Origin of the sequence: Pusillimonas sp. (genome assembly GCF_029263785.1) — a bacterium.
Lineage (GTDB): Bacteria > Pseudomonadota > Gammaproteobacteria > Burkholderiales > Burkholderiaceae_B > Pusillimonas.
This window is the reverse complement of record NZ_JAJUFE010000015.1, coordinates 22,775-48,894: the sequence shown is the minus strand read 5'-3', so window position 1 is coordinate 48,894 and position 26,120 is coordinate 22,775. Positions and strand designations below refer to the sequence as shown.

At 57.1% G+C, this 26,120-nt stretch carries 20 protein-coding genes, 1 tRNA gene and 1 pseudogene; 11 read left to right on the top strand and 11 right to left on the bottom strand.

The window, feature by feature from the left end:
* From murJ to Q1J88_RS06230, 3 genes are all read left to right on the top strand, one after another.
* On the top strand, positions 1-1,481 hold a 1,481-nt coding region (gene murJ, locus Q1J88_RS06240), incomplete at its 5' end, for a murein biosynthesis integral membrane protein MurJ (protein WP_301116717.1).
* 56 nt (positions 1,482-1,537) lie between these two features.
* Positions 1,538-1,801 (top strand): 30S ribosomal protein S20, encoded by a 264-nt coding sequence (gene rpsT / locus Q1J88_RS06235; RefSeq protein WP_301116716.1) that lies wholly within the window; start codon positions 1,538-1,540, stop codon positions 1,799-1,801.
* Between the two features lie 181 nt (positions 1,802-1,982).
* Positions 1,983-2,954: a 2-hydroxyacid dehydrogenase gene (locus Q1J88_RS06230; protein WP_301116715.1), complete on the top strand. Its 972-nt coding sequence runs from the start codon at positions 1,983-1,985 to the stop codon at positions 2,952-2,954.
* Between the two features lie 20 nt (positions 2,955-2,974).
* Here Q1J88_RS06230 and Q1J88_RS06225 read toward each other — a convergent pair whose 3' ends face one another.
* Positions 2,975-3,301, bottom strand: coding sequence for a DUF3579 domain-containing protein (locus Q1J88_RS06225; protein WP_301116714.1), 327 nt, complete (start codon positions 3,299-3,301; stop codon positions 2,975-2,977).
* A gap of 115 nt (positions 3,302-3,416) precedes the next feature.
* On the opposite strand from Q1J88_RS06225, the gene argF reads away from it, so the two are divergent.
* Positions 3,417-4,352 carry an ornithine carbamoyltransferase gene (argF, locus tag Q1J88_RS06220; protein WP_301116713.1) on the top strand — a complete coding sequence of 312 codons (936 nt, stop codon included), beginning with the start codon at positions 3,417-3,419 and terminating at the stop codon, positions 4,350-4,352.
* A 205-nt stretch (positions 4,353-4,557) separates the two neighbouring features.
* Here the strand turns inward: argF and argG are convergent, their stop codons facing one another.
* Together argG and Q1J88_RS06210 are read right to left on the bottom strand one after the other, a co-directional pair.
* Complete coding sequence (argG, locus tag Q1J88_RS06215) at positions 4,558-5,892, bottom strand: argininosuccinate synthase (protein WP_301116712.1); 1,335 nt, start codon at positions 5,890-5,892, stop codon at positions 4,558-4,560.
* A 97-nt stretch (positions 5,893-5,989) separates the two neighbouring features.
* Positions 5,990-6,640, bottom strand: coding sequence for a nucleotidyltransferase family protein (locus Q1J88_RS06210; RefSeq protein WP_301116711.1), 651 nt, complete (start codon positions 6,638-6,640; stop codon positions 5,990-5,992).
* A 145-nt stretch (positions 6,641-6,785) separates the two neighbouring features.
* Between Q1J88_RS06210 and Q1J88_RS06205 the strand changes: the two genes are divergently transcribed.
* Positions 6,786-6,861, top strand: a tRNA-Ala gene (locus Q1J88_RS06205).
* 236 nt (positions 6,862-7,097) lie between these two features.
* Here the strand turns inward: Q1J88_RS06205 and Q1J88_RS06200 are convergent.
* A complete protein-coding gene (locus Q1J88_RS06200; protein ID WP_301116710.1) occupies positions 7,098-8,741 on the bottom strand; it encodes a carboxylesterase family protein in 1,644 nt (547 codons plus the stop codon).
* A gap of 414 nt (positions 8,742-9,155) precedes the next feature.
* Here Q1J88_RS06200 and Q1J88_RS06195 point away from each other — a divergent pair, with 414 nt between their 5' ends.
* From Q1J88_RS06195 to Q1J88_RS06170, 6 genes are all read left to right on the top strand, one after another.
* A complete protein-coding gene (locus Q1J88_RS06195) occupies positions 9,156-10,730 on the top strand; it encodes a CHAD domain-containing protein (protein ID WP_301116709.1) in 1,575 nt (524 codons plus the stop codon).
* 135 nt (positions 10,731-10,865) lie between these two features.
* Positions 10,866-12,395, top strand: coding sequence for an ABC transporter substrate-binding protein (locus tag Q1J88_RS06190; RefSeq protein WP_301116708.1), 1,530 nt, complete (start codon positions 10,866-10,868; stop codon positions 12,393-12,395).
* 86 nt (positions 12,396-12,481) lie between these two features.
* Entirely contained in the window at positions 12,482-13,486 is a 1,005-nt protein-coding gene (locus tag Q1J88_RS06185) for an ABC transporter permease (RefSeq protein ID WP_301116707.1), read from the top strand.
* Positions 13,479-14,354 (top strand): ABC transporter permease, encoded by an 876-nt coding sequence (locus Q1J88_RS06180; protein WP_301116706.1) that lies wholly within the window; start codon positions 13,479-13,481, stop codon positions 14,352-14,354. Before Q1J88_RS06185 ends, Q1J88_RS06180 begins: the two co-directional genes overlap by 8 nt.
* Before the next feature lie 12 nt (positions 14,355-14,366).
* Entirely contained in the window at positions 14,367-15,266 is a 900-nt protein-coding gene (locus Q1J88_RS06175; protein ID WP_301116705.1) for an ABC transporter ATP-binding protein, read from the top strand.
* Complete coding sequence (locus tag Q1J88_RS06170) at positions 15,259-16,086, top strand: ABC transporter ATP-binding protein (protein WP_301116704.1); 828 nt, start codon at positions 15,259-15,261, stop codon at positions 16,084-16,086. The genes Q1J88_RS06175 and Q1J88_RS06170 overlap by 8 nt, the downstream gene beginning before the upstream one ends.
* On the opposite strand, the gene Q1J88_RS06165 is transcribed toward Q1J88_RS06170, so the two are convergent.
* The 7 genes and pseudogenes from Q1J88_RS06165 to Q1J88_RS06135 form a co-directional block, all read right to left on the bottom strand.
* A complete protein-coding gene (locus Q1J88_RS06165; RefSeq protein ID WP_301116703.1) occupies positions 16,058-17,464 on the bottom strand; it encodes an amidase family protein in 1,407 nt (468 codons plus the stop codon). The two genes, Q1J88_RS06170 and Q1J88_RS06165, sit on opposite strands and share 29 nt — an antisense overlap.
* A complete protein-coding gene (locus tag Q1J88_RS06160; RefSeq protein WP_301116702.1) occupies positions 17,464-18,624 on the bottom strand; it encodes an ABC transporter substrate-binding protein in 1,161 nt (386 codons plus the stop codon). The genes Q1J88_RS06165 and Q1J88_RS06160 overlap by 1 nt, the downstream gene beginning before the upstream one ends.
* Positions 18,625-18,946: 322 nt before the next feature.
* Complete coding sequence (rlmD, locus tag Q1J88_RS06155; RefSeq protein WP_301116701.1) at positions 18,947-20,308, bottom strand: 23S rRNA (uracil(1939)-C(5))-methyltransferase RlmD; 1,362 nt, start codon at positions 20,306-20,308, stop codon at positions 18,947-18,949.
* Complete coding sequence (locus tag Q1J88_RS06150; RefSeq protein ID WP_301116700.1) at positions 20,299-21,411, bottom strand: alpha-hydroxy acid oxidase; 1,113 nt, start codon at positions 21,409-21,411, stop codon at positions 20,299-20,301. The genes rlmD and Q1J88_RS06150 overlap by 10 nt, the downstream gene beginning before the upstream one ends.
* The gene (locus tag Q1J88_RS06145; RefSeq protein WP_301116699.1) at positions 21,408-22,088 is read right to left on the bottom strand and encodes a Fe2+-dependent dioxygenase; all 681 of its coding nucleotides are present in this window, start codon (positions 22,086-22,088) and stop codon (positions 21,408-21,410) included. The genes Q1J88_RS06150 and Q1J88_RS06145 overlap by 4 nt, the downstream gene beginning before the upstream one ends.
* A 152-nt stretch (positions 22,089-22,240) precedes the next feature.
* Entirely contained in the window at positions 22,241-24,568 is a 2,328-nt protein-coding gene (locus tag Q1J88_RS06140) for a TonB-dependent siderophore receptor (protein WP_301116698.1), read from the bottom strand.
* Positions 24,569-25,049: 481 nt separating this feature from the next.
* Positions 25,050-26,081, bottom strand: a pseudogene (locus Q1J88_RS06135) (AI-2E family transporter); the annotation flags it as partial.
* Positions 26,082-26,120 lie beyond the last annotated feature (39 nt).

The window sequence follows — 26,120 nt, the reverse complement described above, 5'->3', positions numbered from 1 at the left end:
TTCTCATCGCCGGTTCTTTCGGTGCAGGCCCACTTACCGACGCGTTCTGGGTTGCGTTCCGCATTCCTAACCTCTTGCGCAGACTCTTCGCCGAAGGCGCATTCTCGCAAGCCTTCGTTCCCATTCTGGGCGAAGTACGAAGCACCGAGTCCCCCGGGTCCACACAGGTCCTGCTTGACCGCGTTGCGTTTCTTTTGACGCTGACGTTGATGCTGGTGACCTTGATTGGCATTATTGCTGCGCCCTGGGTGGTGTCTGCCATGGCAAGCGGGCTCCTTGCGGAGTCCAGGCAACATGCCTTCGATGCCGCCGTGTGGATGACTCGACTGATGTTCCCCTATATCTTGTGCATGTCTTTGGTGGCATTTGCCTCGGGGGTACTCAATACCTGGAGTCGCTTTGCGGTGCCGGCATTCACTCCGGTCCTGCTAAATGTAAGCATGATCGGCGCCTGCCTGTTTTTGACGCCCTATTTCGACGTGCCAATCTACGCTCTTGCCGCAGGCGTCATGATAGGCGGCATAGCGCAACTCACCCTTCAATGGATTGCACTGTCTCGCTTGGGCTTACGACCCCGCCTGACGCCTGAAGCGCGCCAAGCCTGGCGAGATTCGCGGGTACGCCGAATAGGCCGTCTGATGGTTCCCGCCACCTTGGGCGTTTCGGTGGCCCAGATTTCTCTTCTCATCAACACCAACATTGCGACCTGGCTGGAATCAGGCAGCGTGACATGGCTGTCCTTTGCTGACCGATTGATGGAATTTCCCACCGCATTATTGGGAATCGCACTGGGCACGGTATTGCTGCCAAGCCTCTCGGCTGCGCACGCACGACAGGATAGCCAGCGTTACAACGCCTTGCTGGATTGGGGTCTGCGTCTGGTCGTCCTTCTGGGCTTGCCTGCGGCCTTGGGAATGGCCCTCTTATCCGAAGGTTTGGTAGCCACTCTGTTCAACTATGGCGCCTTTGATGCCGCCGATGTCAATCAGACACGGCTTGCAGTCATGGCGTATTCAGTCGGACTGCTGGGCCTGCTTGCAGTCAAGATTCTGGCGCCCGGCTTTTATGCCAAGCAGGATATCCGGACGCCGGTGCGAATCGCCATCGTGGTACTGGTATTGACCCAGGCCATGAATCTATTGTTTGTACCGTTGTTTCAACATGCGGGGCTCGCCCTTTCTATCGGCCTGGGAGCCAGCTTCAACGCCTTGATGCTGCTTGTCCTGCTTCGCAAACGAGGCGTTTATTCGCCGTCGGCGGGCTGGATCCGATTTTGCATGCGATGCGCTCCGGCCATCATCGCTCTGTGCGCGGTGCTCGTTCTGGCCAACCGCTACATCGAATGGACTGGCTCCGGCGTCCATGCCGGCCAGCGGGCACTGTTCCTTGCCGTCGTTTTGGTTATGGCAGCAAGCGCTTACTTTGGGGCGCTGTTTATCTGCGGTTTTCGCCCCAGAGACTTTACAAAAAGGCAAGTGTAAGGTATAGTAGCTGTCTTTGCCGATTAAACCTTTTTTAAGCATACTCGCTACAACATATGGCCAATACCGCCCAAGCTCGCAAGCGCGCTCGCCAGTCTATTGCGCGCAACAAACACAATTCCAGCATGCGCTCGATGATGCGCACCGCTATCAAGCGTGTTCGCCAGGCTATCGATGCCGGTGATAAAGCCGCTGCTACCGAAATTCTGCAGAAAGCCACCAGCGTCATCGACCGCGTGGCCGACAAAAAGATCATCCACAAAAACAAGGCTGCTCGCCACAAGAGCCGCCTGGCCGCTGCTGTCAAGGCTCTTGCTTAAGCAGCCTCTGGTTTAATCGGCCACCGGGGTAAATCCCGCAAAAACAGGACGCACCTTGCGTCCTGTTTTTTTTGCGTCAACCATAAGCTGAGTCCTGCTATAGTTTTCTCATACAAGAGTTCATATAGTCTTCTAATACAAAAGTTCAGCTTGTGCCTTGCATCACGAAAACGACGCGACCATGACCGATTCCAAGCCCATTCTGCTTCAGCTTTTCGCCCTTCCCTCATTACTGCCCGACGGTCAGGAACGCCTGGATCGCTGCTACCGCACCGTGCCCTTGTGGAAGGCAGAAGATCCCAACGATGTGATGCTCGAATACGGCCCTGAGGTCGAAGTCCTGCTGGCCAGTGCCTTCCATCCAGCCCGAGCTGCACTTATCGACCAGCTCCCGGCACTCAAGGCTATTTGCAGCCTGGGAGTCGGCTATGACAACATCGACGTCGAGCATGCCCATGCGCGTGGCATACAGGTCAGCAATACACCCGATGTACTTAACGACTGCGTGGCAGACCTGACCTGGGGCCTTATTTTGGCGACCATGCGACAAATGGGCCGGGCCGAGCGCTTCGTTCGGGAAGGAAACTGGGAAAACCAGCTGGCCTCCCTGCCCCTGGGCAGACGCGTCACAGGAAAGCGCCTGGGCATCGTCGGCCTTGGGCGGGTCGGGCTGGCCGTTGCGCAACGCGCTGCAGGCTTTTCGATGGACGTGCGCTACCACAACCGCAAGCCCCGTACAGATGTGGCCTGGAAATACGAAAGCGAACTCCACTCGCTGGCCCAGTGGGCAGATATTCTGGTGATTGCGACAGTGGGCGGCCAGTCAACCTATCACCTTATCGACGCCAAGGTGCTCGAAGCCCTGGGGCCTGAAGGCGTTTTGATCAACGTGTCCAGAGGCACGGTTGTGGATGAAAAGGCAATGGTTGCGGCACTTGAACAAGGTGCTATCGCAGGTGCGGGGCTGGATGTGTTCGAATCCGAGCCCCATGTTCCCGATGTCCTCAAACAGCTCGATAACGTCGTCCTGCTGCCTCATGTCGCCAGCGCCACGCTGGAAACCCGGCAAGCCATGGTCAACCTGATGATTGAAAATGCCGAAGCCTATGCTCGCCATGGCAAGGTTCTGACTCCGGTTCCAGTTTCCCTGTAACCACCCATTAAAAAGCCCGGCTAGGCCGGGCGTATTCGTTCCGGAATCTCTCGCTCGGAAGTTCGCAGATTATTGTCCTTGGCGAACTCTTCGACGAAGTTCCAGGCCAGCGGCTCCAGTTGTCGCAAGCGGTGGTCCACGACGACACAGCGCACCCCCTCAATGACCATCGGCACCACATACGGAGAATAGGTTAACGGACCGCCCCGGCTTCCTCCGGGCCTGAATCGGGCCATCACCCCCGACAGTCGCTCGGCCCAATCACTTGGACGAAAGCGTTGCCCTGATTGGGTAACGCCATGAATGATGAACTGCCTGATCGTGCCCTGCTGTTGATCTTCCGACATGCTGATTCCGCAAAACCCCGAATAACTGATCGGCCTGCCCGACATGCAATGCTGGGGGGCCGCGCGAAGATTGTATATGATAGCTACAATAGTCGTCTTTGAACCTAGGCTTGACATGTCCCAAAACCAGCAAACAGGCCCCTTGCGGCATTATCTGCAGTTTCGCGATTTCACCAAAGAAGAGACCCTGTACTTGTTCGAGCGCACCAAGCTGATCAAGGACAAATTCAAGCGCTATGAGCCGTACCGCCCCTTGCACGACCGCAACCTGGCCATGGTGTTCGAAAAGGCCAGCACACGCACCCGGGTGTCATTCGAAGCAGGCATGTACCAGTTGGGCGGATCCGTCATCCACCTTACCACGGGCGACTCGCAACTGGGCCGATCCGAACCCATCGAAGACACAGCACGCGTGATTTCGCGCATGGTCGATCTGGTAATGATCCGGACATTCGAACAAACGCGCATCGAGCGGTTCGCCTCGCATTCGCGGGTGCCGGTGATCAACGGATTAACCAACGAATATCATCCCTGCCAGATCCTCGCCGACATCTTCACATTCATCGAACATCGCGGCTCGATCGAAGGCCGCACTGTTGCCTGGATTGGCGACGCCAACAACATGTCCTATACCTGGCTTCAGGCTGCCGAAATGCTCGGATTCACCTTGCATGTCTCGACGCCCAAGGGCTACGAACTTGATCCGGCCCGTATCGGACAGCCTTCAGTTAAGGTTTTGCGACAGTTTTCCGACCCTCTCGAGGCCTGCAAGGGTGCTCATCTGGTCACAACCGATGTCTGGACGAGCATGGGCTACGAGGATGAAAACGAAGCCCGCCGCAAGGCCTTCGCCGATTGGTGTGTCGATGCCGAGATGATGGCTGCAGCTGACCCCTCGGCCTTGTTCATGCATTGTCTGCCCGCGCATCGGGGTGAAGAAGTGACTGCCGAAGTAATCGACGGCCCCCAGAGCGTGGTGTGGGATGAAGCCGAAAACCGCATGCATGTGCAAAAGGCCCTGATGGAATTCCTGCTTCTGGGTCACCTGTAGCAAAGGTATCTGAAGATCAGGCCGAATGCCAGACAGCAATAAAAAGAGCCGCTAAAACTGAACTGACCCCACAAGACAGGACGGTGTCCAACTTATTGGCTGCAGTTCAACGTAGCGGCTCTTTTCTTACGGCAAGACGGTTTACAGACGATTCGTAGCCGTTCCAGCTGACGCCTTCTTGACTATATCTGTTCCAGCTTCGGAACTACTTGTCGGACTCGTCCTTCAACTGCGGCAAGGCTTCTCCTTTGCTCGACAGCAGGCCGGCCTTTGTATAGGTGAACAGCTTGTCCCGGGTATCGGTGATATCCAGGTTACGCATGGTCAGCTGGCCGATGCGGTCACGAGGCGAAAACACGGAATCACCCTTCTCCATGGTAAGACGCTCGGGATGATAGGTGAGATTGGGCGATTCGGTGTTGAGCAAGGAGTAATCATTGCCACGACGCAGCTCCAGGGTGACCTCCCCGGTTACTGCACGAGCGACCCACCGCTGGGCCGATTCCCGCAGCATGATGGCCTGGGGATCGAACCAGCGCCCTTGATACAGCAAGCGGCCGAGCTTGAGGCCATTGATGCGGTACTGCTCGATGGTGTCTTCGTTGTGAATGCCCGTAACCAGGCGTTCGTATGCGATAAACAACAAGGCCAGACCCGGCGCCTCGTAGATGCCACGGCTCTTGGCTTCGATGATCCGGTTCTCGATCTGGTCGCTCATGCCCAGACCGTGGCGACCGCCGATGCGATTGGCCTCAAGCATCAGCTCGACCGGATCTGCGAATTCGCGACCGTTCAGTGCAACGGGGCGGCCTTCTTCAAACCTGACCGACACTTCTTCTGCCTTGACCTCTACATCGTCGCGCCAGAAGGCAACACCCATAATGGGCTGGACAATGCGAATACCCGAATTAAGGTGCTCGAGATCCTTGGCCTCGTGAGTGGCTCCCAACATGTTCGAATCGGTCGAATATGCTTTTTCGGCCGACATCTTGTAGTCGAAACCATGCTCGCGCATGTATTCGGACATTTCGGCGCGACCGCCAAGCTCGTCGATAAAGGTCTGATCAAGCCAGGGCTTGTAGATCTGCAGATTGGGATTAGTCAACAGGCCGTAACGATAAAACCGCTCGATGTCGTTGCCCTTGTACGTGCTTCCATCGCCCCAGATATGAACGTCGTCTTCCTTCATGGCCGCAACCAGCATCGTGCCAGTAACAGCCCGGCCGATAGGCGTCGTATTGAAATACGTGACGCCGGCGGTTGAAACGTGAAACGCACCACACTGCAGCGCGGCGATGCCTTCGGCTACAAGCTGGGGCCGGCAGTCGATCAGGCGGGCCTTCTCGGCCCCGTACTCGAGCGCCTTGCGTGGAATGGCCTCGTAATCGGGCTCGTCTGGCTGACCCAGATTAGCCGTATAAGCGTAAGGAATAGACCCTTTATTACGCATCCAAAGCAAGGCGGCACTGGTATCCAGGCCGCCTGAGAATGCAATGCCGACCTTCTGGCCGACAGGAACGTTCTGAAGTATGGTAGTCATCGCGTAAGCCAAATTTCGAATACGAAATTCTACTACGTACACGAAAAGTTCTCTTGCTTTAAGGCCTTGCCGAACGCTTCTGTTGACACGGTTGGCGCTATTTTTGCTGTGCGCGCACCCGAGCCAGCATTTCGGGTGTGTCAATATCAAGGAAAATACTGTCATCCGGCACGGGAACTTGCCTGACGGCATTGCCCAGACTTTTCAGAAGGCCGCGTGCGCCTTCATCTCCTTTGAGCGCTTTAAGTGAGCGCACGGCGTGTGGAACCCAAAGCACAGGGTTCCCTGCACGGCCCTGAAAATACGGCTGAAACGCAGCCACGTTTTCATAATGCCCGCCGGCCCGATACGCCTCGATGATCGCATCAATAACCTGTACCGATACATACGGCATATCACCCAGACAAATCAAAAGCGCCTCGCCCTGCCTGGCGGTGCCCGCCGCCACCCGGACAGACGCGGCCATACCTTCGTGAAAATCTGGGTTCGGAATGACGTCAACGCTCAAGCCGCTCAGGACATCACGCACTGCATCGGCCTGGTGACCTACGACTACAACTACGCGATCGCAGCGCGAAGCCAGCAACTGTCGGGCTACCTGCCGCAGCATCGGCTCTCCGTCCACTTCCTGTATCAGCTTATTGACCACGCCCATGCGGCGGCTGAACCCGGCTGCAAGAATCGCCGCGGCCACAGGACGCGGATTGCTGCTGGGTTCTTTCGGCGGAAAAGAGGTTGGCGAATTCATGAGGAATCAAGATGTGTGTTGGCAAACCAAAATGCATTGAAGTGCTGCGCTACCTCAAGCATAGCCAGAGTACGTCGGAAAGGTTTGATCAACATACCTGAATGAGCCAACAAACAGAATTCATTTGCTAAAATACGCCGTTGTCGGGGACGTAGCTCAGCTGGGAGAGCGTCGCGTTCGCAATGCGAAGGTCGGGAGTTCGATCCTCCTCGTCTCCACCAAGATTAGCGCAGTAGACGGTTGATTTTCTTACACTTTTTACCGTTCACCCCATCCACTCCGCGGCGCGCGTATAACCGCTTTTCACTGTGTTCCTCCAATTTAGTGGAGGAAAATTGGAGGATGCTAACGAATGTCGCGGTGCATCTAATTGGCGCAACAAAGAAAGCCCGCTTGTGCGGGCTTCTTTCTGGTTCTTGCATTAATGTCTTGCACCCAAGGGCTCTACGCGCAGCCCTTAGTGCTTGCCTGCAAACGCCTTCGGATACAGCCGCTTCCAGAAACCGCATTGGTACTCTGCAGCAGGGTCGATCAGCCTGCTATTGCCGGGTTCAAATCGCATGGCCTCGCCTGCGTCGGCAAAGCGGGGCCAGGCGGGCAGGCCCTTGGCCTGGGGTACGCCAGTACGAATGAATTGCGCCCAGGTTTCCACCAATTGATCCGATAGTTCCCGAGACGCGGGCTTGAGTTCAGGGCCATCCAGTTTGGTGGTGTTCGAAAAATTGGGGAATAAGTAATTCAACTCGGATGAATGTACAGCTCCCAGTTCGAATTCCGGGTCCGGTGTCTCGGGGATGGACACACCCAGGACGGGGGCATCGCGGTCAGCAAAATCGAGCAGGTAAACGGGCACGTGTCGTGACAGCAAACGTGCAGACTCAACATACAGGCAGTGATTGATTCCGATGTCGGGCCTGAAATCGGTAGTTATGGACCCCAGCGCAGCCGGAGCCGATTCGAAGCCGGCCAAGGGATAACGTGCCTGCACAGCAGCAGCATTATCGCCATAGGTTTCGCGCAGCACATCGGCGAAATTGTCGGCGGTAATGCGTTGTCCGGCCTGCTCTGCATACGCCACATACAAACGAAGCTCATCACGCGTACCGCCGGCCAGAACCGGCACCTTGACAAACTTGCCGGCTTCCAGGGACTCGAGCGTCTGGCGTGGCAGGGTCTTGGTGCCGATTACCGGAGCGAAGGCCATCAGGTCTCCGTCGGCCACCTTGTCAGCCGCCGCAATCAATTGCTGGACACTCTTGCTCCTCATGCAATCGACGGCGTGCTGCGGATCGGTACACCCCACCTCATTCGCCACCTTGACGCCGAACTCGCTCCACTGCTTTGCGTTTCTTAATTGAAAGGAGCAGGCCGCACTTTGAATAATCGCCTTATGAAACAAGCCTTCTGTGGCTTCGGGCGTCAACAGGTGCATGCAGACCGATGCGCCGCCCGCGGATTCTCCTGCCAATGTGATGTTCTCGGGGTCTCCGCCAAAGGCGGCAATATTGCGCCTGACCCAGTGCATCGCCAGGCGCTGGTCTTCCAGCGCGTAAGCGCCATTATGATCGGCATCGAATCCCGGATGCGGCATGAAGCCCAGTACGCCCAGGCGATAGTTGATGGAGACCACCACGGCACCCGCCTCTTTGGCCAGATGGTCCAGCCGGTACAGTGAACTGGATCCGCCCACGAAACCACCCCCATGTATCCATACGATGACGGGGCGCTTTACCGCTACGGTTTCTTGAACAAACGGCACCGTGACATTCAGGTAAAGACAGTCTTCATTGTTGCTGGCTTCTGTCAGGTCATAGCGCGCGGCCTGTGCACACATGGGCACGAAATCTTCGGCGTACAACACGCCCTCCCAAGGCTTGGCAGGCTCGGGAAGCGTCCAGCGCTTCGCACCAGCCGGCGATTCTGCATAAGGAATGCCGCGATATTCCACTACCCCATGTCGAAGGACGCCATGTACTTGTCCACCCTCGGTGGTGATAACGGGAAGTGGTCCGGTTTCAGCCCGAATTACGGTAGAAATCATGGATGCGGCACATGCCGCCAATATGCTGAACAAAAGCTTTGCTGCTACACCTTTCGCCATCAACGCCTCCTGTCTTTTGTTTCAATATATTACAGAATTCAGGCTGGGAGATCGGTGACAGGATCGGCAGGGATCGAAGAACAAACCGCGCTCTGGAAAGGAGGACGAGCGTGGACATCAGAGTGATCTTCCCGACGGGATGAAATGATCTTCCGGACTGGATGAGTGGATCTTCCGGACTTGATGAAATGATCTACCGATTGAATCAAAAGATCTTCCTGACTGGATGGAAAGCGGGCCGACCGGCATTCCCGGCTCATCCTCGATCCTCCTATCCAGAGGATTTGCTTGATGGAAATCCGGGATACGAGCGGATGCGCTTGACGGAAATCTGAGGTCATGAAAAAGTTAGGCCAGTTCCATTGGCTTGGAGCACTAAAGTTTGCCGGCCGAATCACGACCCTCAGAGAATCCATGAGCAATCTCCCCAGCGACCGCTACTATCTGTCGCCTTCTGCTGTCGAGCAATTGTCGACCCACCAGTTTGCAGGCTTCACCCCTGAACTCATCGCACTCAGCGATATCACTCCCTATACCGCCCTGGATGATTTCGACCAGACCCTGCGCAAGGCGGGCGGGCTTCTTCTGGATACCGGCGCGACGCTTGAACTCATCGAGGCAGACGGCCGGTTGTTCTCGCAAGATCGGGACGCCCCCGTCATGTTCAAGTCGGACATTCCAGATGGCGAACTGGCCCAACGCCTGAACCATCTCAGCCCCTTGCGACGGCTTATGCCAATGGGATCGGGCCTGTGGCAACGCGCCCGACTGGACTTTGTTGACGCCGCGAAGGGGGTCAAGTGCAGTCTGTCGATGGTGTTTCTGACTGGCGCGGCGGACCGTGCAGTGGCTGTTGCCATATGGCACGAGCCTGAGCAGGCCGATGAACAGGTGCACCGGCTTCGCCAACGCCTTTCCAGGCTTGGCACTGGCACCGGCCCAGACTCCATCGGGCCGGGTGACGAAGCCGACCAACATGATATGAACTGGGTCGACGCCTTGTTTCCCCTTGAGCATCCCTATGACGCCAAGCCGACGATTCGGCTTGACCAGGACGCCTGTGCCGATGATGCCGCCAACGAAATCGTTGCCGCCCTGATCCCCGTCGCGCGGGCGAACGAACCTGGCATTATTGCCGACCACGACAGTGAGTTCCTGCATGATTACCGTATCCAGTTGCGCAAGATTCGTTCGGTACTCGGGCAATACAAGAAGGTGTACAAAAAATCAGACATCGAATCCATCAAGGACTTGCTGTCGAACCTGATGAAAATGACGGGACGACTGCGCGACCTGGACGTGCAATTGCTTGAAAGGCCGCGATACTACGATCTGCTTCCGCAATCGTTACATGCCGGACTGGACACCCTTTTCGATCTGATTACACAAACTCGCGAAGTCGAACATGCCACAGTCGCCGAGCTGTTAAGCAGCGACAGCTACCAAAACGACATTCAAAAATTAAGCGCGATGTTCACGCCTTCCGGCGCTCTTGCAAAAGGCCGGCACGCCCGGAAGCCGGCGCGCGCACATGCCGATAAACTGCTTCTGAAACGCTTCAGAAAAGTTTGCAAGCTTGCCGCCCGAATCGACCTCGACGCGTCTGATAAGCAGCTTCATTCGCTGCGGATCCATTGCAAGAAACTGCGATACCCGCTGGAGCTTTCAGCTTCGTTTTACCCTGCAGGTCCACTCAACGCACAGATTGCTGCCCTGAAAAAGCTGCAGGACACGCTGGGCCGATACAACGACTACGCCGTGCAGCAGCAGAACCTGATCAAGGCGCTGCTGGACATCCCTTTACAAGACGGAGCACCTGATATCGAGGTAGCTCAAAGCATTGGCGCCCTGATTGCAATTTTACGAACGCGGCAAAGGGAAGAGCGAGCCCGCATCCACAAAAGCATCGAGCGGTTCACCAGTGAGGCGTCGCAGGCGTCTTTCAAAAGTTTGATCCGCCCCGAAACCCCTGTCGCATCGGCCAAATAGCGGAGACTGCCCCACGAAATAAATTATTACCGGGTTAACACTACTTCAAGCTTCAAGCTTTGAATCTTAAGATGGGACGACGCATGGGCGCACTGCCTGTGCCTGTATTAACGACAACACCAAAGAGACACGATCATGGCTCATACCCGACGCGAGTTCCTACAAACCAGCCTGAGCTTGGGCGTTCTGTCCATGCTGGGTCTGCCCTCTGCCTTTGCGCAATCCATCGATAACCTGGTCATTGCGTACAATACCGGCGTTCCTCAATGGGACCCCACCACCGGAGCCTCGGGCGTCAACCCCAAGCTGCAACCTATCTATCTCACGGTGTTCGACCGTTACATTCAGCAGAAGCCCGACCTCAGCTTTGCGCCTGGCCTTCTTACCGAATGGGGCTTCAGCGAAGACAAAACCAAGATTCACATGACAGTACGCGAAGGCGTCAAGTGGCACGACGGTTCCGACTTCGGCCCTGAAGACGTGGTCTTCTCCCTCGAACGTGCTGCAGATCCCAAATCCGGCAATCCGGGCCAGTTCGTCTGGGGCAAATTTGGCAATTACAAGATCGACGGCAACAAGATCACCGGCGACGTCCTCGAGTACGAACCTACCGTATTCAAGTGGATGGCGTTCCTCACCGGCTATGTCCTGCCCAAGGCTTACTTCGAGAAAGTGGGCCCCGAAGGCTTTGAAAAGGCCCCGATCGGAACAGGTCCGTACAAGATCGACAACTACGAGCGCGGCGCTTACGTGCGACTGGTCGCCAACAAGGACTACTGGCAAGGCAAGCCGGCCTACGATGTCGTCACCATCAAATTCGTGCCCGACGCCGCCAGCCGGGTCGCCGAGGTCGAATCGGGCAATTCCCACGTCACTCTCGAAATCCCGTACGAAGAATACGATCGTCTCAAGGCCAAGCCCGGCCTGGCGGGCGAAGCCTTCCCGGTGGCTGACGTCGGCATGATCTTCCTGAACGACATCGGCCCGATGGAGGATAAGAACGTACGCCTGGCAGCGCATCATGCCATCGACAAGCAGTTGATCATTGACCGGCTGCTGCGCGGCTACGGCGTACCATTGTCCACACTCGAAGCGCCCGAATACGACGCATTCGATCCCAACCTCAAGTTTGAATACAACCCCGAAAAAGCCAAGGAGCTGTTGGCGGCATCGGGGTACTCCACCAAGAATCCGGTTCGCTTCAAGATCCAGACGACACGCGGCTACAAACCCAAGGATTACGAAATGATCCAGGCTATTGTGGGTATGTGGCGCCGAGTCGGTATCGAGGCCGAGATCGAGATCTACGAGATCGCCAAGCACTTCGAACTGCGTGCCGCCGACCAGCTGGCCCCCGCTGCTTTCTATAACTGGGGCAACGCCATCGGCGATCCCACCACGTCAACCGGCCACGCCATGTTCGGCCCCTCGCCCCACTCCGTATGGGATACCGACGATCTCGACGCCAAGATCGCTCCTCTGTGGGGCGAAAAAGACGAAGAGAAACGCATTCAGGGCTGGAAAGATGTCAGTGCTTACATCATGGAGCAAGGCTACGTCATTCCGCTACTGCAATATGTGATGCCTGTCATTCATTCCGATAAAGTCGTGGTTCCTCCTGCCGCCACGGGTGACATCACTCCCGCCATGATGCGCCCAGCCTAAGCAGTACGTTCGCCCTGCCTGTCAGGGCGCTCCAGCCGGCGACCGCAATTGCGGTCGCCGCCTTTTCGCAACACAATGTAGTTTCAATGCTCAAAACCATTCTTGCCAGGCTCGTCTCGATGGCGTTGACGATGCTGGGCGTCGCCATCGTTGTCTTTGTCCTGATCCGGGTGGCACCGGGTAATCCCATCGCCATGATGCTGCCGCCGGGCGCCACCGAAGCGGACATCGCCAGGCTCACAGCCATGTATGGCCTGGACAAATCCCTGTTCGAACAATTCATTATCTGGAGCGGAAACGCGCTTCAGGGTGATTTCGGCACCTCGATCACCATGCGGCAACCGGTCTGGGATCTCGTGCTTGAGCGCCTTCCCGCCACGCTCGAACTCTCTATCCTTGCATTGCTGATTGCCGTCGCCCTGGGAGGCACCACGGCGATACTCGGCGCCAGGGCACGGGGTCGCAGCCCCGAGGCGGGCGTTGACCTCTTCAACGGCATCACCCTGTCCATCCCCGACTTCCTGTGGGGGCTGCTGCTGATACTTCTGTTTGGTGTGCTGTGGCCGGTGCTGCACATTTCCGGGCGAATCTCCCCCCACCTCAGCTTGCCGTTCGTCACCCAGTTCTATTTGTTTGAAGGTATTGTCAGATTCCGTTTCGATCTGGTTGCCGATCTGCTGGCCCACATGATCATGCCGGCTCTATCGCTGGCCCTGCCCCTGGCAGCCATCATTTCACAGTTGCTGAAACAGGGTCTAAAGGAAGTGCTGGAACAGGACTATACGGTTCTTGCACGTGTGCGCGGTTTCACGGAAATTCAGGTGATCTTGCGCGAGGCGCTTCGTAATGCGGCCCTGCCGACACTTACGCTCATCGGCGTGCAGTTTACGTTTCTGATAGGTGGTACCGTCATAGTCGAGCGCCTGTTCGCCTACGAAGGCCTGGGCAATATGGCGATCGACGCCGTCATCAACCGCGATCTTCCACTGATACAAGGTATTGTCCTGACGTTTGCCGGCATCTTCATCCTGGTGAATCTGGCTGTCGATCTGGCCTACACCTTTCTGAATCCGAGGCTGCGTCATGGCTGATACCACAATGAACCCCGTGCATTCCGGCCCGCGCACTCGTGGCCGCCGTCGAAATCTGCGTCTGTGGCTTTCGGCGGGATGGCTCCTGATTGTCGTGCTGGCTGCAGTCTTCGCTCCGTTCCTGGCGCCACACGACCCCCTGGCCCAGGATCTGATGCTGGAAAGGATGCCGCCCATGGGCCTGAACGGTGCAGAGCCCGGCTATTTTCTGGGCACGGACAGCCTCGGCCGCGATGTACTGTCACGAATTATCTACGGTGCACGAATCGCCCTTACCGTCGCTCTTGTCGCCGCCACCGCCGCGTGCGTTTTCGGTTCCCTGCTTGGGCTGCTGGCCGGTTATTTCGGTGGCTGGGTCGACCGCATCGTTTCTCGCCTGGTCGATGTCTGGATGGCCTTCCCGCCAGTGCTGTTCTCGATCTTGCTGGTTGCCGTATTGGGAACCGGCCTTACGTCGGTAATTCTGGCCATTGCCATCATTGACTGGACCCGCTTCGCTCGCGTCATCCGTGCCGAAACCCTGGTGCAATCGCGAATGGATTACGTCCAGTCCGCCCGCATCGGCGGCGCATCACGCCTGGCGACATTGGCTGGTGAGGTGCTGCCAAACGTCCTGCCCACCATCGTTGCCCTGCTTGCACTTGAAATGGGCGTTGCTGTCATCGTCGAAGCCATCCTCAGCTTTGTGAACCTGTCCATTTCGTCAGACGCTCCTACGTGGGGAGGCATGATTGCCGAAGGGCGCGCTTCGATCCACTTCAGCTGGTGGGTGTTGGCCGCCCCATTACTGGTGCTTTTCCTGACTGTGCTGGCCTTCAGCCAGTTGGGCGAGGGTTTGAAGGATCAGTTCGATCCCGTAATGCGCTAACAAGGACCGGACATGAACAAAGAATCCTCTCAAATGACTGCTTTGGCTCCCACTCTCCGGGTTGACGGACTCAGCGTCGCCGTACGCGGAGGCCCGATTCTGCTTCGGGATGTAACACTGGATGTGCAGCCGGGCGAAGTCCGCGCCCTGGTTGGTGAAAGCGGCGCCGGCAAAAGCATGATCGGAAAGGCCGTACTGGGCGTACTGCCACGCGGCATTGAACAGACCGCCGGCCGCATACAACTGCACGACGTTGTACTGGAGAACCTTCGACCGGCCGCACGTCGCCAGACGGTGGCTGCGGTTGCATCGCTGATACCCCAGGATCCGCTCACCGCCCTGAATCCATCGCGCAGGATTGGCGGCCAGATTACTGATCGCCTGGTGCGACGCCTTGGCTGGAACTCAAGTGATGCGAATCGGCGCGCCCTCGAACTGCTTGACCGCGTGCGCATCCGCGACCCCCAGCGGGTCATGGCCTCGTATCCCCACGAACTGTCCGGGGGCATGCGTCAACGGGTGTTGATCGCTGCCGCATTTGCCCCACGCCCACAGCTCATCGTGGCAGACGAACCTACCACGGCGCTGGACGTCACCGTACAAAAACAGATCCTGCAACTGATTCGCGAGCTGCAGGCCGAAACACGGACATCGGTACTCTTTGTCACGCATGATATGGGAGTGGTCGCCAAAATCAGTCAGACCGTCACCGTTCTGTTCTCTGGCAAAGTCATGGAAAGTGGTGCAACTGAACAGATACTGGCTCAGCCCCAACATCCCTACACCAAAGCCTTGATCGCGGCAACACCCCGGTACACCCATCCGCATGAGCCGCTGCAGCCGGTTCCCGCCGAACTGGTAGCTGCCTTGACTCAAGAAATCGCTCGTCAGGACACGATTGCAAATGGTTGATTCGCTTTTTCGCATCGAAGATCTGCATTTGGCCCTGCCTGACATGGCACGCAAGCCATTGCTGGGGCGCGCCCCGCTTATTCACATCCTCAAGGGCATTTCCTTCGAGATTCCCCAGGGAACCATTACCGGCATCGTTGGTGAAAGTGGCTCCGGCAAGACGACGCTCGGTCGTGTGCTGGTTCGCCTTCTGACTCCTTCTGCAGGTCGGATCCTGTTCAAGGGCAAAGACATCAGCAGCTTGGATGAAAACGAACTCAAGCCGCTGCGCCGCGACCTGCAGATGATCTTTCAGGACCCGATGTCGTCACTCAATCCCAGGCATACAGTCGGGCATATCGTGGCGACCCCCATGCAGCGTTATGGTTTGCCGAATCCTCGCAAACGCGCCATGGAGATGCTTGAGCGCGTGGGCCTGCCAGGCGCTTTCGCTGCCCGTTATCCACACGAACTGTCTGGCGGTCAACGCCAGCGGGTCGGCATAGCGCGTGCCATCGCCCTGAACCCGGCCTTTATCCTGGCGGACGAGATCGTATCCGGCCTGGATGTGTCATCTCAGGCTCGCGTGCTGACGCTGCTAAAGGAACTTGCGACCGACTTGAACCTGACCATCGCCTTCATCAGTCACGACCTTTCAGTCATTCGCAGCCTGTGCGATGCCGTAGTTGTGCTTGACCGCGGAGTCATCGTGGAATCGGGGCCATGCGAGCAAGTGTTCGAAAATCCTCAAAGCGACATCACCCGCCAGCTCATTGACGCAATACCCCTGCCGGTAGTGGATGACTCCTGGTTCAACGAGGTCTCGGTGGCGGTGGAGTAAGCAAGGCTTCAATTTCCTCGCCCAACCTCAATACTGCTTCATCGTGGTATTTCAGCCCGACAAGCTGCAACCCCATGGGCATGCCTTGCGGGCATGCGCCCATGGGAATGGATAAGGCCGGCTGTCCGGTGACGTTGAATGGATACGCGTAGCCACTTCGCCTGAACCAGTTTTCTGCGCCGTCGGAGGAATCAGAACTACGGGCGATTGGAGCGGAGTCTGGCATGGCAGGTGTCAGAAGGACGTCGACATCGGAAAATACCTGACCAATCTGAACTGCCATCCTGCGCAATCGCGTACGCGCCTTGGCGAGCTGTATGGTGCTTAAGGCTTCGCCTTCGTGATACAGCTGCTTCAAGGCAGGGTCCAAGCGGTTCCTTTGTTCATCCGGCCATGCATGAAAAGCTTCAAGAGCGCGATAACGCCATGTCATCCACATGGGGTCGGCGCAATCCCGAATGTCAAGATTCACCTCGCGTACTTCATAACCGGCCGCACGCAACTGCTCGAGACATGAATGAAACGCCGTGACGACATGGTGCGATGGCGGCAGGTCGGAACCTGCGAAAAGCGTCCAGCCCACCCGGGGACGAGGCGCAGCACCCTGCTGAGGCACCCGGGGGAAGGTTGAGGCGATATCGCGTGCGTCCGGACCGGAGAGCACTTTCATGGCGCTGCGACAATCTTTAACCGAACGCGAAAACACTCCCAGATGAGCGAGCTCGGTAAAGGCACTGGACGGCGGCATGGCTATGGTTCCGAAGCTGGGCTTGAATCCGACCACGCCACAGTACGAAGCAGGCACCCGCACCGAACCCCCGGCGTCGCTGCCCAGGGCCAACGGCCCCCAGCCTGCTGCCACCTGGGCTGCCGCCCCGCTGCTGGACCCTCCTGCAGACCGCTTTGGATCATGGGGGTTACGAGTAAGTCCGTTCAGGGGATTATCGGAGCGGATTGTCCAGCCAAACTCGGTGGTTGTAGTTTTGCCAAACAGTATTGCCCCGGCCGCGCGCAGGCGTTCTACTGCCGGCGCATCCGATCCGGCCTCGGCTGCCTCGGCCATGGCAAAAGAGCCGAAGCGGGTGGGCCAGCCACGGACATCGGTAAGATCCTTGACAGACACCGGTACACCGTCCAGTGGGCCAAGCACCGAACCATCGCGGTAACGATGCTCTGACTCGCGGGCCGCCTGGTAAGCCGCATTCCAATCCAGGTAGCAGAATGCGTTGATGATGGTGTCGCCGGCTTCAATGGCTGCTTTCAAGGCGTCGACGACTTGGAGCGGTGTGGTTCTGCCTTCGTGATACGCGCGGACAAGTCCGTCACAATCAAGCCCGAGCAGGTTTTCGTCAACGGGTCGTGTCCGCGCGTACGACATTATTCCCCTGCCTTGAAGGTTTCGAACTCAACGTTCACGAATACATCGTCGACCTTGTCAAAACGACGGATGTATTGGTTATGGATCACATCGCGGGTTTCAGGATCGATGCGAATCTGGCCACGAGGGCTCTCGAACTCCATGCCCTTGAATGCCTCCATCAGCTTCGCACCATCCGTATCGCCTTGTGTCTTTTCAAGCGCCTTGTATATGGCGGCCATGCCGTCATACGCCGCCACGGCCATAATGGCAGGACGGGCATTTTTTTCGCGCAACTTCAGGAATTCGGCGACGAACCGGCGGTTAAGTTCGGAATCGTGATGCATGGAATAAGGGTAGACCGTGACAACCCCGACCCCATTCTGGCCAATGACATTGACAATGGGCTCATCAACGATGTCGCCGGTGCCAATCAGCTTGATCCCGTCGGCTTCGAGGTTGCGGGTACGGTATTCGCGCAGCAGTGCGGGCGCCACATCGCCCCCGTTGACGAATGCAAAAATGACGTCGGGCTTGGCGTCCTTGATCCGCATGATGTAGGGTGAAAAATCTACCGTCACGATTGGCGTGCGAACAGTACCGATGATTTTTCCGCCTTCAGCCTCAAACGCCTTGATGAAGGCCTTTTCGGCATCCAGTCCGGGAGCATAATCGGCTGCAATGACATAGGCGGTTCGGGCTCCCTCGCGGTACGCCCATTTGGCAATAGGGGGAACTGTCGAAGCAACCTCGAACGCCACCCGGATCATGTACGGAGACCGGGACGGCAAATTCTCGCCCGCGGCGTTCATCACCACCATGGGGATCTTGGCCTGGGTTGCGATAGGTGCCGCCGCCAACGCGCTGGGCGTAAATGCAAACCCTGCCAGGAAATCAACTTTTTCACGCACGAACAGCTCTTGGGCATGACGTTTGGCGATCTCGGGGTTGGCTCCGCCGGTATCGCGAAAAATGACTTCGACGCGCTTGCCTGCAACAGTATCGCCATGCATGGCCTGGTAAGCCTTGACCCCTGCCTGCATCTGTTGCCCGAATTCAGCAAATGGCCCGGTCAGTGAGGTGATCAAACCAACCTTTACCACGTCCTGGGCCATGGCGGAGGGCGCGACTACCAGGGCAACAGCCAGAACAGAGGTCTTGATACGTCTTAACAATGTCATGAGGATCATCCAGCGGTTAAAAGAAAGCAGTGTATGCAATAGGATAAGACCTTGAAATTGCCGCTGATGGTGCGCAAACGTTCCGCTATGGTGCGATGCTTCGTAAATGATTGATAACAAAGGCCGAAGATCGATTGAAACGATATATGAAAATTAGCTTAATTTGTTACAAGAGAATCTGAAAGCTGAATTAGCGGCTAGATAGCCGAAATTTACTGCATGGATGGAAGGGGTTGCATGCAATCCGGGGGCACCATATGTCTCTGCCGGCTCGCGCTCATTGCCAGGTGTCACCTGCCGCCACCGTCATTTATCGGAGTGTCTATTCAAAAACGCTGATCGACTCCACGTGCAGGGTATGCGGGAACATGTTTACGATGACTGACGACGTGAGACGATACTTGCCTTTATGAACCAGTATGGCTGCATCGCGCGCCAGTGTGGCAGGATTGCAGGAAACGTACACGATACGGCGGGGACCGTATCGACGCCCGCGGGTTGCCATAGCCTCAACCACTGCCCTGGCCCCTTCACGAGGCGGGTCAAGCACCATCAGGTCGAACTCGCCCTGCTTTTCCAGCCACCCGGAATCTATTCGGAACAAGTCCGCACATTGCAGCCGCACGCGTGACGCCAACCCGTGGTCTGCAGCGATTTGACGCGCTTTGTCCAAAAGCGCTTCACTGGCTTCCACTCCCACGACCTCACGAGCAAGCGTGGCAACCGGCAATGTGAAATTCCCCAGGCCACAGAAAAGATCCAGGACACGATCGTTCGGCATCGGCTGCAGCAAGCTCACCGCCCGTGAGACGAGCGCCCGATTTGCTGACAGGTTCGCCTGAATGAAATCAGTAGGCCGAAAACGCATCTGGAGGCCGAATTCCGGAAGCAGGTACGTCAGGGCCGCATCTGCTGCACGACTTTCCCGACCCGCTGCAGGGCTGATTCCCTGGCCCGCGGGTGCTTCAAGCAGAGCAGCTGCCGTTTCCTGGCCGCCGGGCTGCAACCACCATTGCACATCGAACTCGGCCGAAAACTCGTTCAGCTGCCTGATATCTGTCTCGGTGAGCGGCAATAGATGTCGCAGCACCAGCGCTACCTTAAAGTCGTCACCGACTGCAACCTGTATGTGCGGTATGCGATGCGGTATGGAAAGCCTTGCGATCAGGTCGTGCAAGGGCATGAGCAGGTCTGACACCACCTTGGGCATCACAAGGCATACCTGTATATCGGCCACATAACTGCTCTTGCGCTCATGGAACCCCAGCAAGACACCGCCACGTGTCGGCACGTAGCGTACCGCCAGGCGCGCACGGAACCGATAATTCCAGTCAGGGCCATGGATGGGCGAGAGCATCCGGGCAGGCCGTAACCCCGCCACCCGGGCGAAGGTCTTTTCGAGTGCTCTTTGCTTTAACGCCACCTGAACCCCTGGCTCGATGTGCTGCAACAGGCATCCGCCACACACACCAAAGTGGGGGCAACGCGGCATGACCCGTGCCGGCGATGCCCGAAGGATACGCTGCACGCGCCCAATGGCATGTGTGCCCTTGTCACGTTCTATGGTGGCCGTGACCCGTTCTCCCGGCAACGCGTCCGAAACAAAATATGTCTTGCTACCGCGATTTGCGAGCCCTTGGCCACGCTCATCAATCACGTCAATATCGAGGTCGATTACGTCCACAAGGCAGACCGGTCAATATCAGCCAGCGTCCGGGTACCCGCCAGCGCCATGGTTATTTCGAGTTCTGTTCGCAATATATGCAGCACATGGGCTACTCCGGCGGCTCCGGCAGCAGCCAGGGCGTGCACGTAAGGCCGACCGACAAGAACGGCTTGCGCACCCAGTGCTATCGCCTTGAACACATCGCTACCGCGGCGGATGCCGCCATCGAGCATGACAGGAACCCGGCCTTCCACTGCATCGACTACCTGGGGCAACGCATCTACGGTTGCTGGTAAACCATCCAGGGTACGCCCGCCATGGTTGGATACGATGATGCCCGCCGCCCCGTGGTCGATCGCCATGCGCGCATCTTGCGGATGTGTAATCCCCTTTACCAGCACCGGCAGTCTGGTTGATTCGACGAGCGCACCCAGATCGCTCCACGTCGGAGCTGCCTCAAGCGCACCCGAGCCGAACACAGGGCTCCCACCGGCCTGAGCCACGTGAGTCCCGGGATGCTGCATCCCTTTCAAGTTCACGGCCTCGATGCCGGCCGGCAAGCAGAAGCCTGCGCGCTGCTCGCGATTGCGCAGCCCATTGACAGGCGAATCTACCGTCAGAACCAGGGCTTGATACGCTGACGCTTCAGCCCGACGGACCAGCTCCAGGGTAAAGTCCCTATCAGGCTGAATATACAGCTGGAACCACAACGGACGGGACGCTGCCCGGGCCAGATCCTCAAGTGACACACTCGATTGTGTGCTGACAACCATGCCCGCTCCGATCGCCGACGCCGCCAATACGGTTGCTTCTTCACCCTGTTGATGGGCAAGCTTCTGAAACGCGACCGGAGCGAGCATGATGGGAAAGTCCCAGCGATGTCCCAACAACTCCAGCCTTGTGTGCGCACCGCGCAGATCGCTCAGCACTCGTTGTCGAATACGGATGCGATCGAACGCCGCTTTGTTGTCGGCACACGTCAGTTCGTCGCCGGAGGCGCCCTGCAGATACGCCCACGCCGAGTCCGTCATCCGGGGCCGAGCATATGATTCGTAGTCGCCGATGGACGCAATCTGTGCGGGAATCTGGGTCAGGGGCGGTAGAAGCCGGTTGGCGCTCATGTGTCAGACCACTCGCGGATCAGGTTGTGATAGACCCCTGTCAGACGGGGCAACGCCCCGTGACCAGGGTGGCTTTTGGCCACGCTCTGTATGGCGTTATCCAGTTCAAGCAGCATGGCACGACGGTGATCTTCGCGTACCAGGCTTTGTATCCAGAAAAACGCGGCCAGACGGACCCCTCGGGTAACTGGTGTGACACGATGCAGGCTTGAACCCGGGTAGACCACCATGTGCCCTGCCGGCAGCTTCACAGTATGCGAGCCATAGCTGTCCTGAACAACCAGTTCGCCGCCTTCGTACTCATCCGGATGGCTGAGAAACAAGGTTGCCGAAATGTCACTGCGTACCCGTTGTGATGAACCCGGCACACCAAAGATCGCGTTGTCAATATGATCTGCGTACTCCCCCCCGCCTTCATAGCGATTGAACCGCGGCGGCAAGACGCGCTGGGGCAAGGCGCCAGAAATAAATAATGGATTACTGCTGAGCTGATTGAGAATCAGCTCTCCGACCTGTCGCCCAACCGGGTGGTCCAGCGGCAATTGCAGGTTTTTTTTGGCACTTTCTGCCACGTAGCCGGCAGTCAGGCGACCGTCAGCCCACTCGGCCTGCTCCAGCGCCTCGCGGCATTGGCGCACCTGATCCGGCGTCAGGACGTCGGGAATTTTGAGCATCATGTCGGAGACCCCTGCCTAAAAATGAAAAACCGCTATAGATATAGTGGCCTATACATACAGCGGCTTGATGAAGCGGATTTTATAGCGGAACGAGCACAATGGCCGCAGCAACCGGCTGCGGCCATTGTGCACCAGTCGACCTTCAATGTGGATCAGAACTTCATGTCTGCACTGAGGATGACAGTACGACCGGCTCCAGGCACACCATATAGCTGGAAGCCATCGGAGCTGCTGGTTGAGCGCTGAATATAGAACTTGTCGAAGACGTTATTGACGTTCAAGCGCAGCGCAACGTTCTTGTTGAGCTTGTAGCCCACTGCTGCATTGAACAGCCAGTAGCTTGGCATGTTGATATCGTTGGGTTGAACGCCACCTGGCGCGCTTGCCGTGGTGTAGTTACCGGCCCGGAACTGCCGCTTGCCAATGTATTGCGCTCCGATCCCGGCATCCCATTGATTGTCAAACTGATAGTTCGTCCACAAGTTGAAGGTCATGTCGGGCACGTTCTTCATCTTGCCGCCTTCCTGCAAGGGATCCGACTCATCCGACAACACTTTACTGCGTAACAGGGACCAGCCTCCATAAACCGACCACTTGGGCGTCACGTTGCCAGCCAATCCCAGCTCGACGCCTCGCACCCTTTCCTTGCCGGCAGTCTGGATGGGGTTACCGACATCGTCCGTATCCGAAGGATTGCTGCGCTCGACCTGGAAGACGGCAGCGGTAAATGCAAGCTTGTTCTCAAGCAGGTCCCACTTTGTACCCAGTTCCCATGTCTTGGCCTTGCCCGGCGAATAATTTGCGACATTGGCATTTCCACCCCCGCCGCTGCGCGATGCCGCGTCTGCCGCCGAGGGCTGCGAGGCCTGGCTGTAGGACAGATACACACTGCTGTTGCGTGTCGGCTTGTAGACGACGCCCAGGCGGCCGCTCCAGACGCCCTCGCTTTGCTCGTAGGGCTCGCGATTGCCCAGGTCGTTGTACCAGTTGACCTTGAATTTGTCGTAGCGAAGTCCGGCTGCAAGTTCCCACTGCTCGTTCAGTGATATCTGATCATAGGCATACAGGCCCCAGTTCTTTATCTTGGCTCCGCTCTCGTTCGTATAGTCGAAAGTGCTCCACGGACCGGAGTAATGGGTGTTCGGATCACGGACGTCAATAACCAATGCCTGTCGCTGTTTTGGGGGCAAGTTTGGATCCATGAATGATGGCGCATCGTAACTCCGAGGATCCTTACGATAGCTTTCCTCGTAATATTCGATCCCGGTAACCAATTGATGGCGCACGCTACCTGTATTGAAATCAAGATTCAGGTCGGTCTGGTTCGCTACAATCCTGCCCTTGTAGGAATTCGCATTGCCACGCAGGCGGTTAACGGCCAGATATCCGGTCGGATAGACTTCGTTGCCCGCTGCGTCGTAACCCCAGTAGTCTGAACTGCCAGGTGCGGCGATATACTCACCGGCCGCCGTGGCGCCACGGGCATTCAACAAACGGCCCCCAGAATTCAACAGTGTGAATCGCTTGGTTTCCGCCCAGCGAGTCTGGTTGCGAATCGACACCTTGTCATTGAAGTCGTGCTCCACGCGCAAGGTCGCGCTGTTGTATTCCGTCTCTTCAGTATCGACGTTATCCAGTTGACCCCAGTATTCGCGGCCTACCCCATCCATGCGATTGCCACTGCGGTTCAGCGGCACCCCCCAGTCGGGCGTGTTGTTGTCTTTCTGATGCATGAACATGGCTGTTACACGGGTATCGGTGCCCAGGCCCCATGAGAACGAAGGCGCTATGCCCCACCGCTTGTAATCGCTGGCGCCACGCTTGGCAATGTCGTTCTCGTGCCACATGGCATTCAGGCGGAACGCCATGGTGTCGCCGATCTGGTGATTCAGATCGGCCGTCGTGCGCCGATAGTGATCAGTTCCCACACCCACATGGAAGTCGTAGAAATCGTCAAGCTTCGGTGTTTTGGTAACCAGGTTGACCGAGCCGCCCACTGCGCCAACTCCTGACTCGATAGAGCCCGTGCCCTTGAACACCTCTGCCTGTTCCATATTGAAAATATCCGTACGGGTGCTGAGGGCACTTTCACGCACGCCATCGACCGTGACGCTCTGCTCCGCAGAAAAACCACGGATCGTCATCATGTCGCCCCAGCCCGCTCCACCTTCGCCAGATGAAAACGTAATACCGGGAACGTTGCTCAGGACTTCCTGAAGGGTCTGGGCATTTTGCTGCTGCAAGACTTCGGAAGGAACAATATTGATGGTCTGAGGCGTATCTACCAATGGCGCCTGAAACTTTACAGATTGTGGCGCCTCGGGCTTGAAGGCAGGGGCGACGCCCTGGACCTGAACTGGCGCCAATTGCGAGACACCAGTGTCCTGGGCCGCGGCCATCATGGGCGACGCCAGTGCACCGCAGACGGCTAAATGCACCAGATTGAAGCGATGTTGACGATGCTGAGTTGTCTTAGCCATTAGGGCTACTCCGTTATTTGATCATTCGTATTGTTGCGGAGGGGCACATTACGTACACAAATATTCACCCGCCTCCGCGATGCTGAACAATAATGATTCTTAATAACATTGTCAACCAGATTGTGATTCAAATATGAAAAACGTGCAAAACGCGCCACGCTTCACCCCCCAGGGTGTTACCCTTCAATCGAGTAAAACGATCTGGACCGGAAGCCGAGCAATTGCCTGTGGCAACGGGTTTCGAGAAGAGACCCGCAGCCAGCCTCAAATTTTGCACTTGAGCGTGCAGCAACCTTGTTGCGGGAGAAACCCCTTATGAGTTGCCGGCCGTTTTCCGGTGCCCTGCTTCGAGCGGGTTTTCGGAGTACGCACTACCACCGTTAAAGTCGGGCTCACCCGGCTGCGGCGCCAAAGGTACTACCGGATTCCGGGTGGGAGCCGATGGAGCCACGTCGGGGACGTCATCGCTTTCTTCAAGCGTCCATTCACGCCAGATAGCCACCAACAAGGCCATAAGTACCGGACCGATAAAGAGCCCTACAAAGCCCATGGTCTGAACTCCGCCTACCAGACCGAAAAATGTGGGCAGAAACGGCAGCTTCACGGGGCCGCCAACCAGCCGGGGTCGCAATGTCTTGTCGACAATAAAGAGTTCTACTGTGCCCCAGGCAAAGAGGGCAACACCTGCCACGACCTGGCCGGAACCCACCAGATATAGCGAGACAAGTGTGAAGGAGAGCGGAGCGCCGCCCGGAATCAATGCCATGAAACCTGTGACGACACCCAACAGTACAGGCGACGGAACGCCGGCTATCCAATAAGCCACGCCCAGCACGACGCCCTCTCCGAGCGCGATAAGGCCCATCCCGGTGACGGTAGAGTTGATGGTGGCCGGCACCATCCTCGAAAATCGTTGCCAACGACCCGGCAACACCCGCTCTCCCACGACATCCAGCTGCGCCCTGATACGCGAGCCGTCCTTGTAGACAAAGAACAGCACAATCAACATGAAGATTACGGTGAGCAGCAGGCGAAAGACGTCGCCTGTGGCTGACAGGAGCATGCGGTAGATATTGCCAAGATGCTCGCCGCTGACCATTTCGACGAGTTCACCAAGTGCATGCGGTTCACCCAGATACTGAACCCAATGGCGCGCCAGCCACTCCCCAACCAAGGGCAGTTCAATCAGCCAAAGGGGGACCGGAACCCCATCGCGGTTGGCGGCCAGTGCCCATCGAATGAAACTGCTTGCCTCCTGAATGGCGAAGCTCAAGGCCAAGGATAATGGAATGATGAGCACCAGAATGACAATACCCAAAGCCAGACTTGCTGCGACGATATCGCGCCCTCCGCAACGGCGCAAAAGACGCTGATACAGCGGCCAGCTTGCCAGACAAATAATGAGGGCGGCCAGCACAGGAACCAGAAAGCCACGTAAAAAATAGAGCCCGGCAAGTATGACGAGCACAAGAAGCCAGCGGGTAATCAGATAAGCGGGCAGGATCGGTTGCATAAGGGTCTTAACGTTTAGTTATTTGTAAGGTTAAACCAA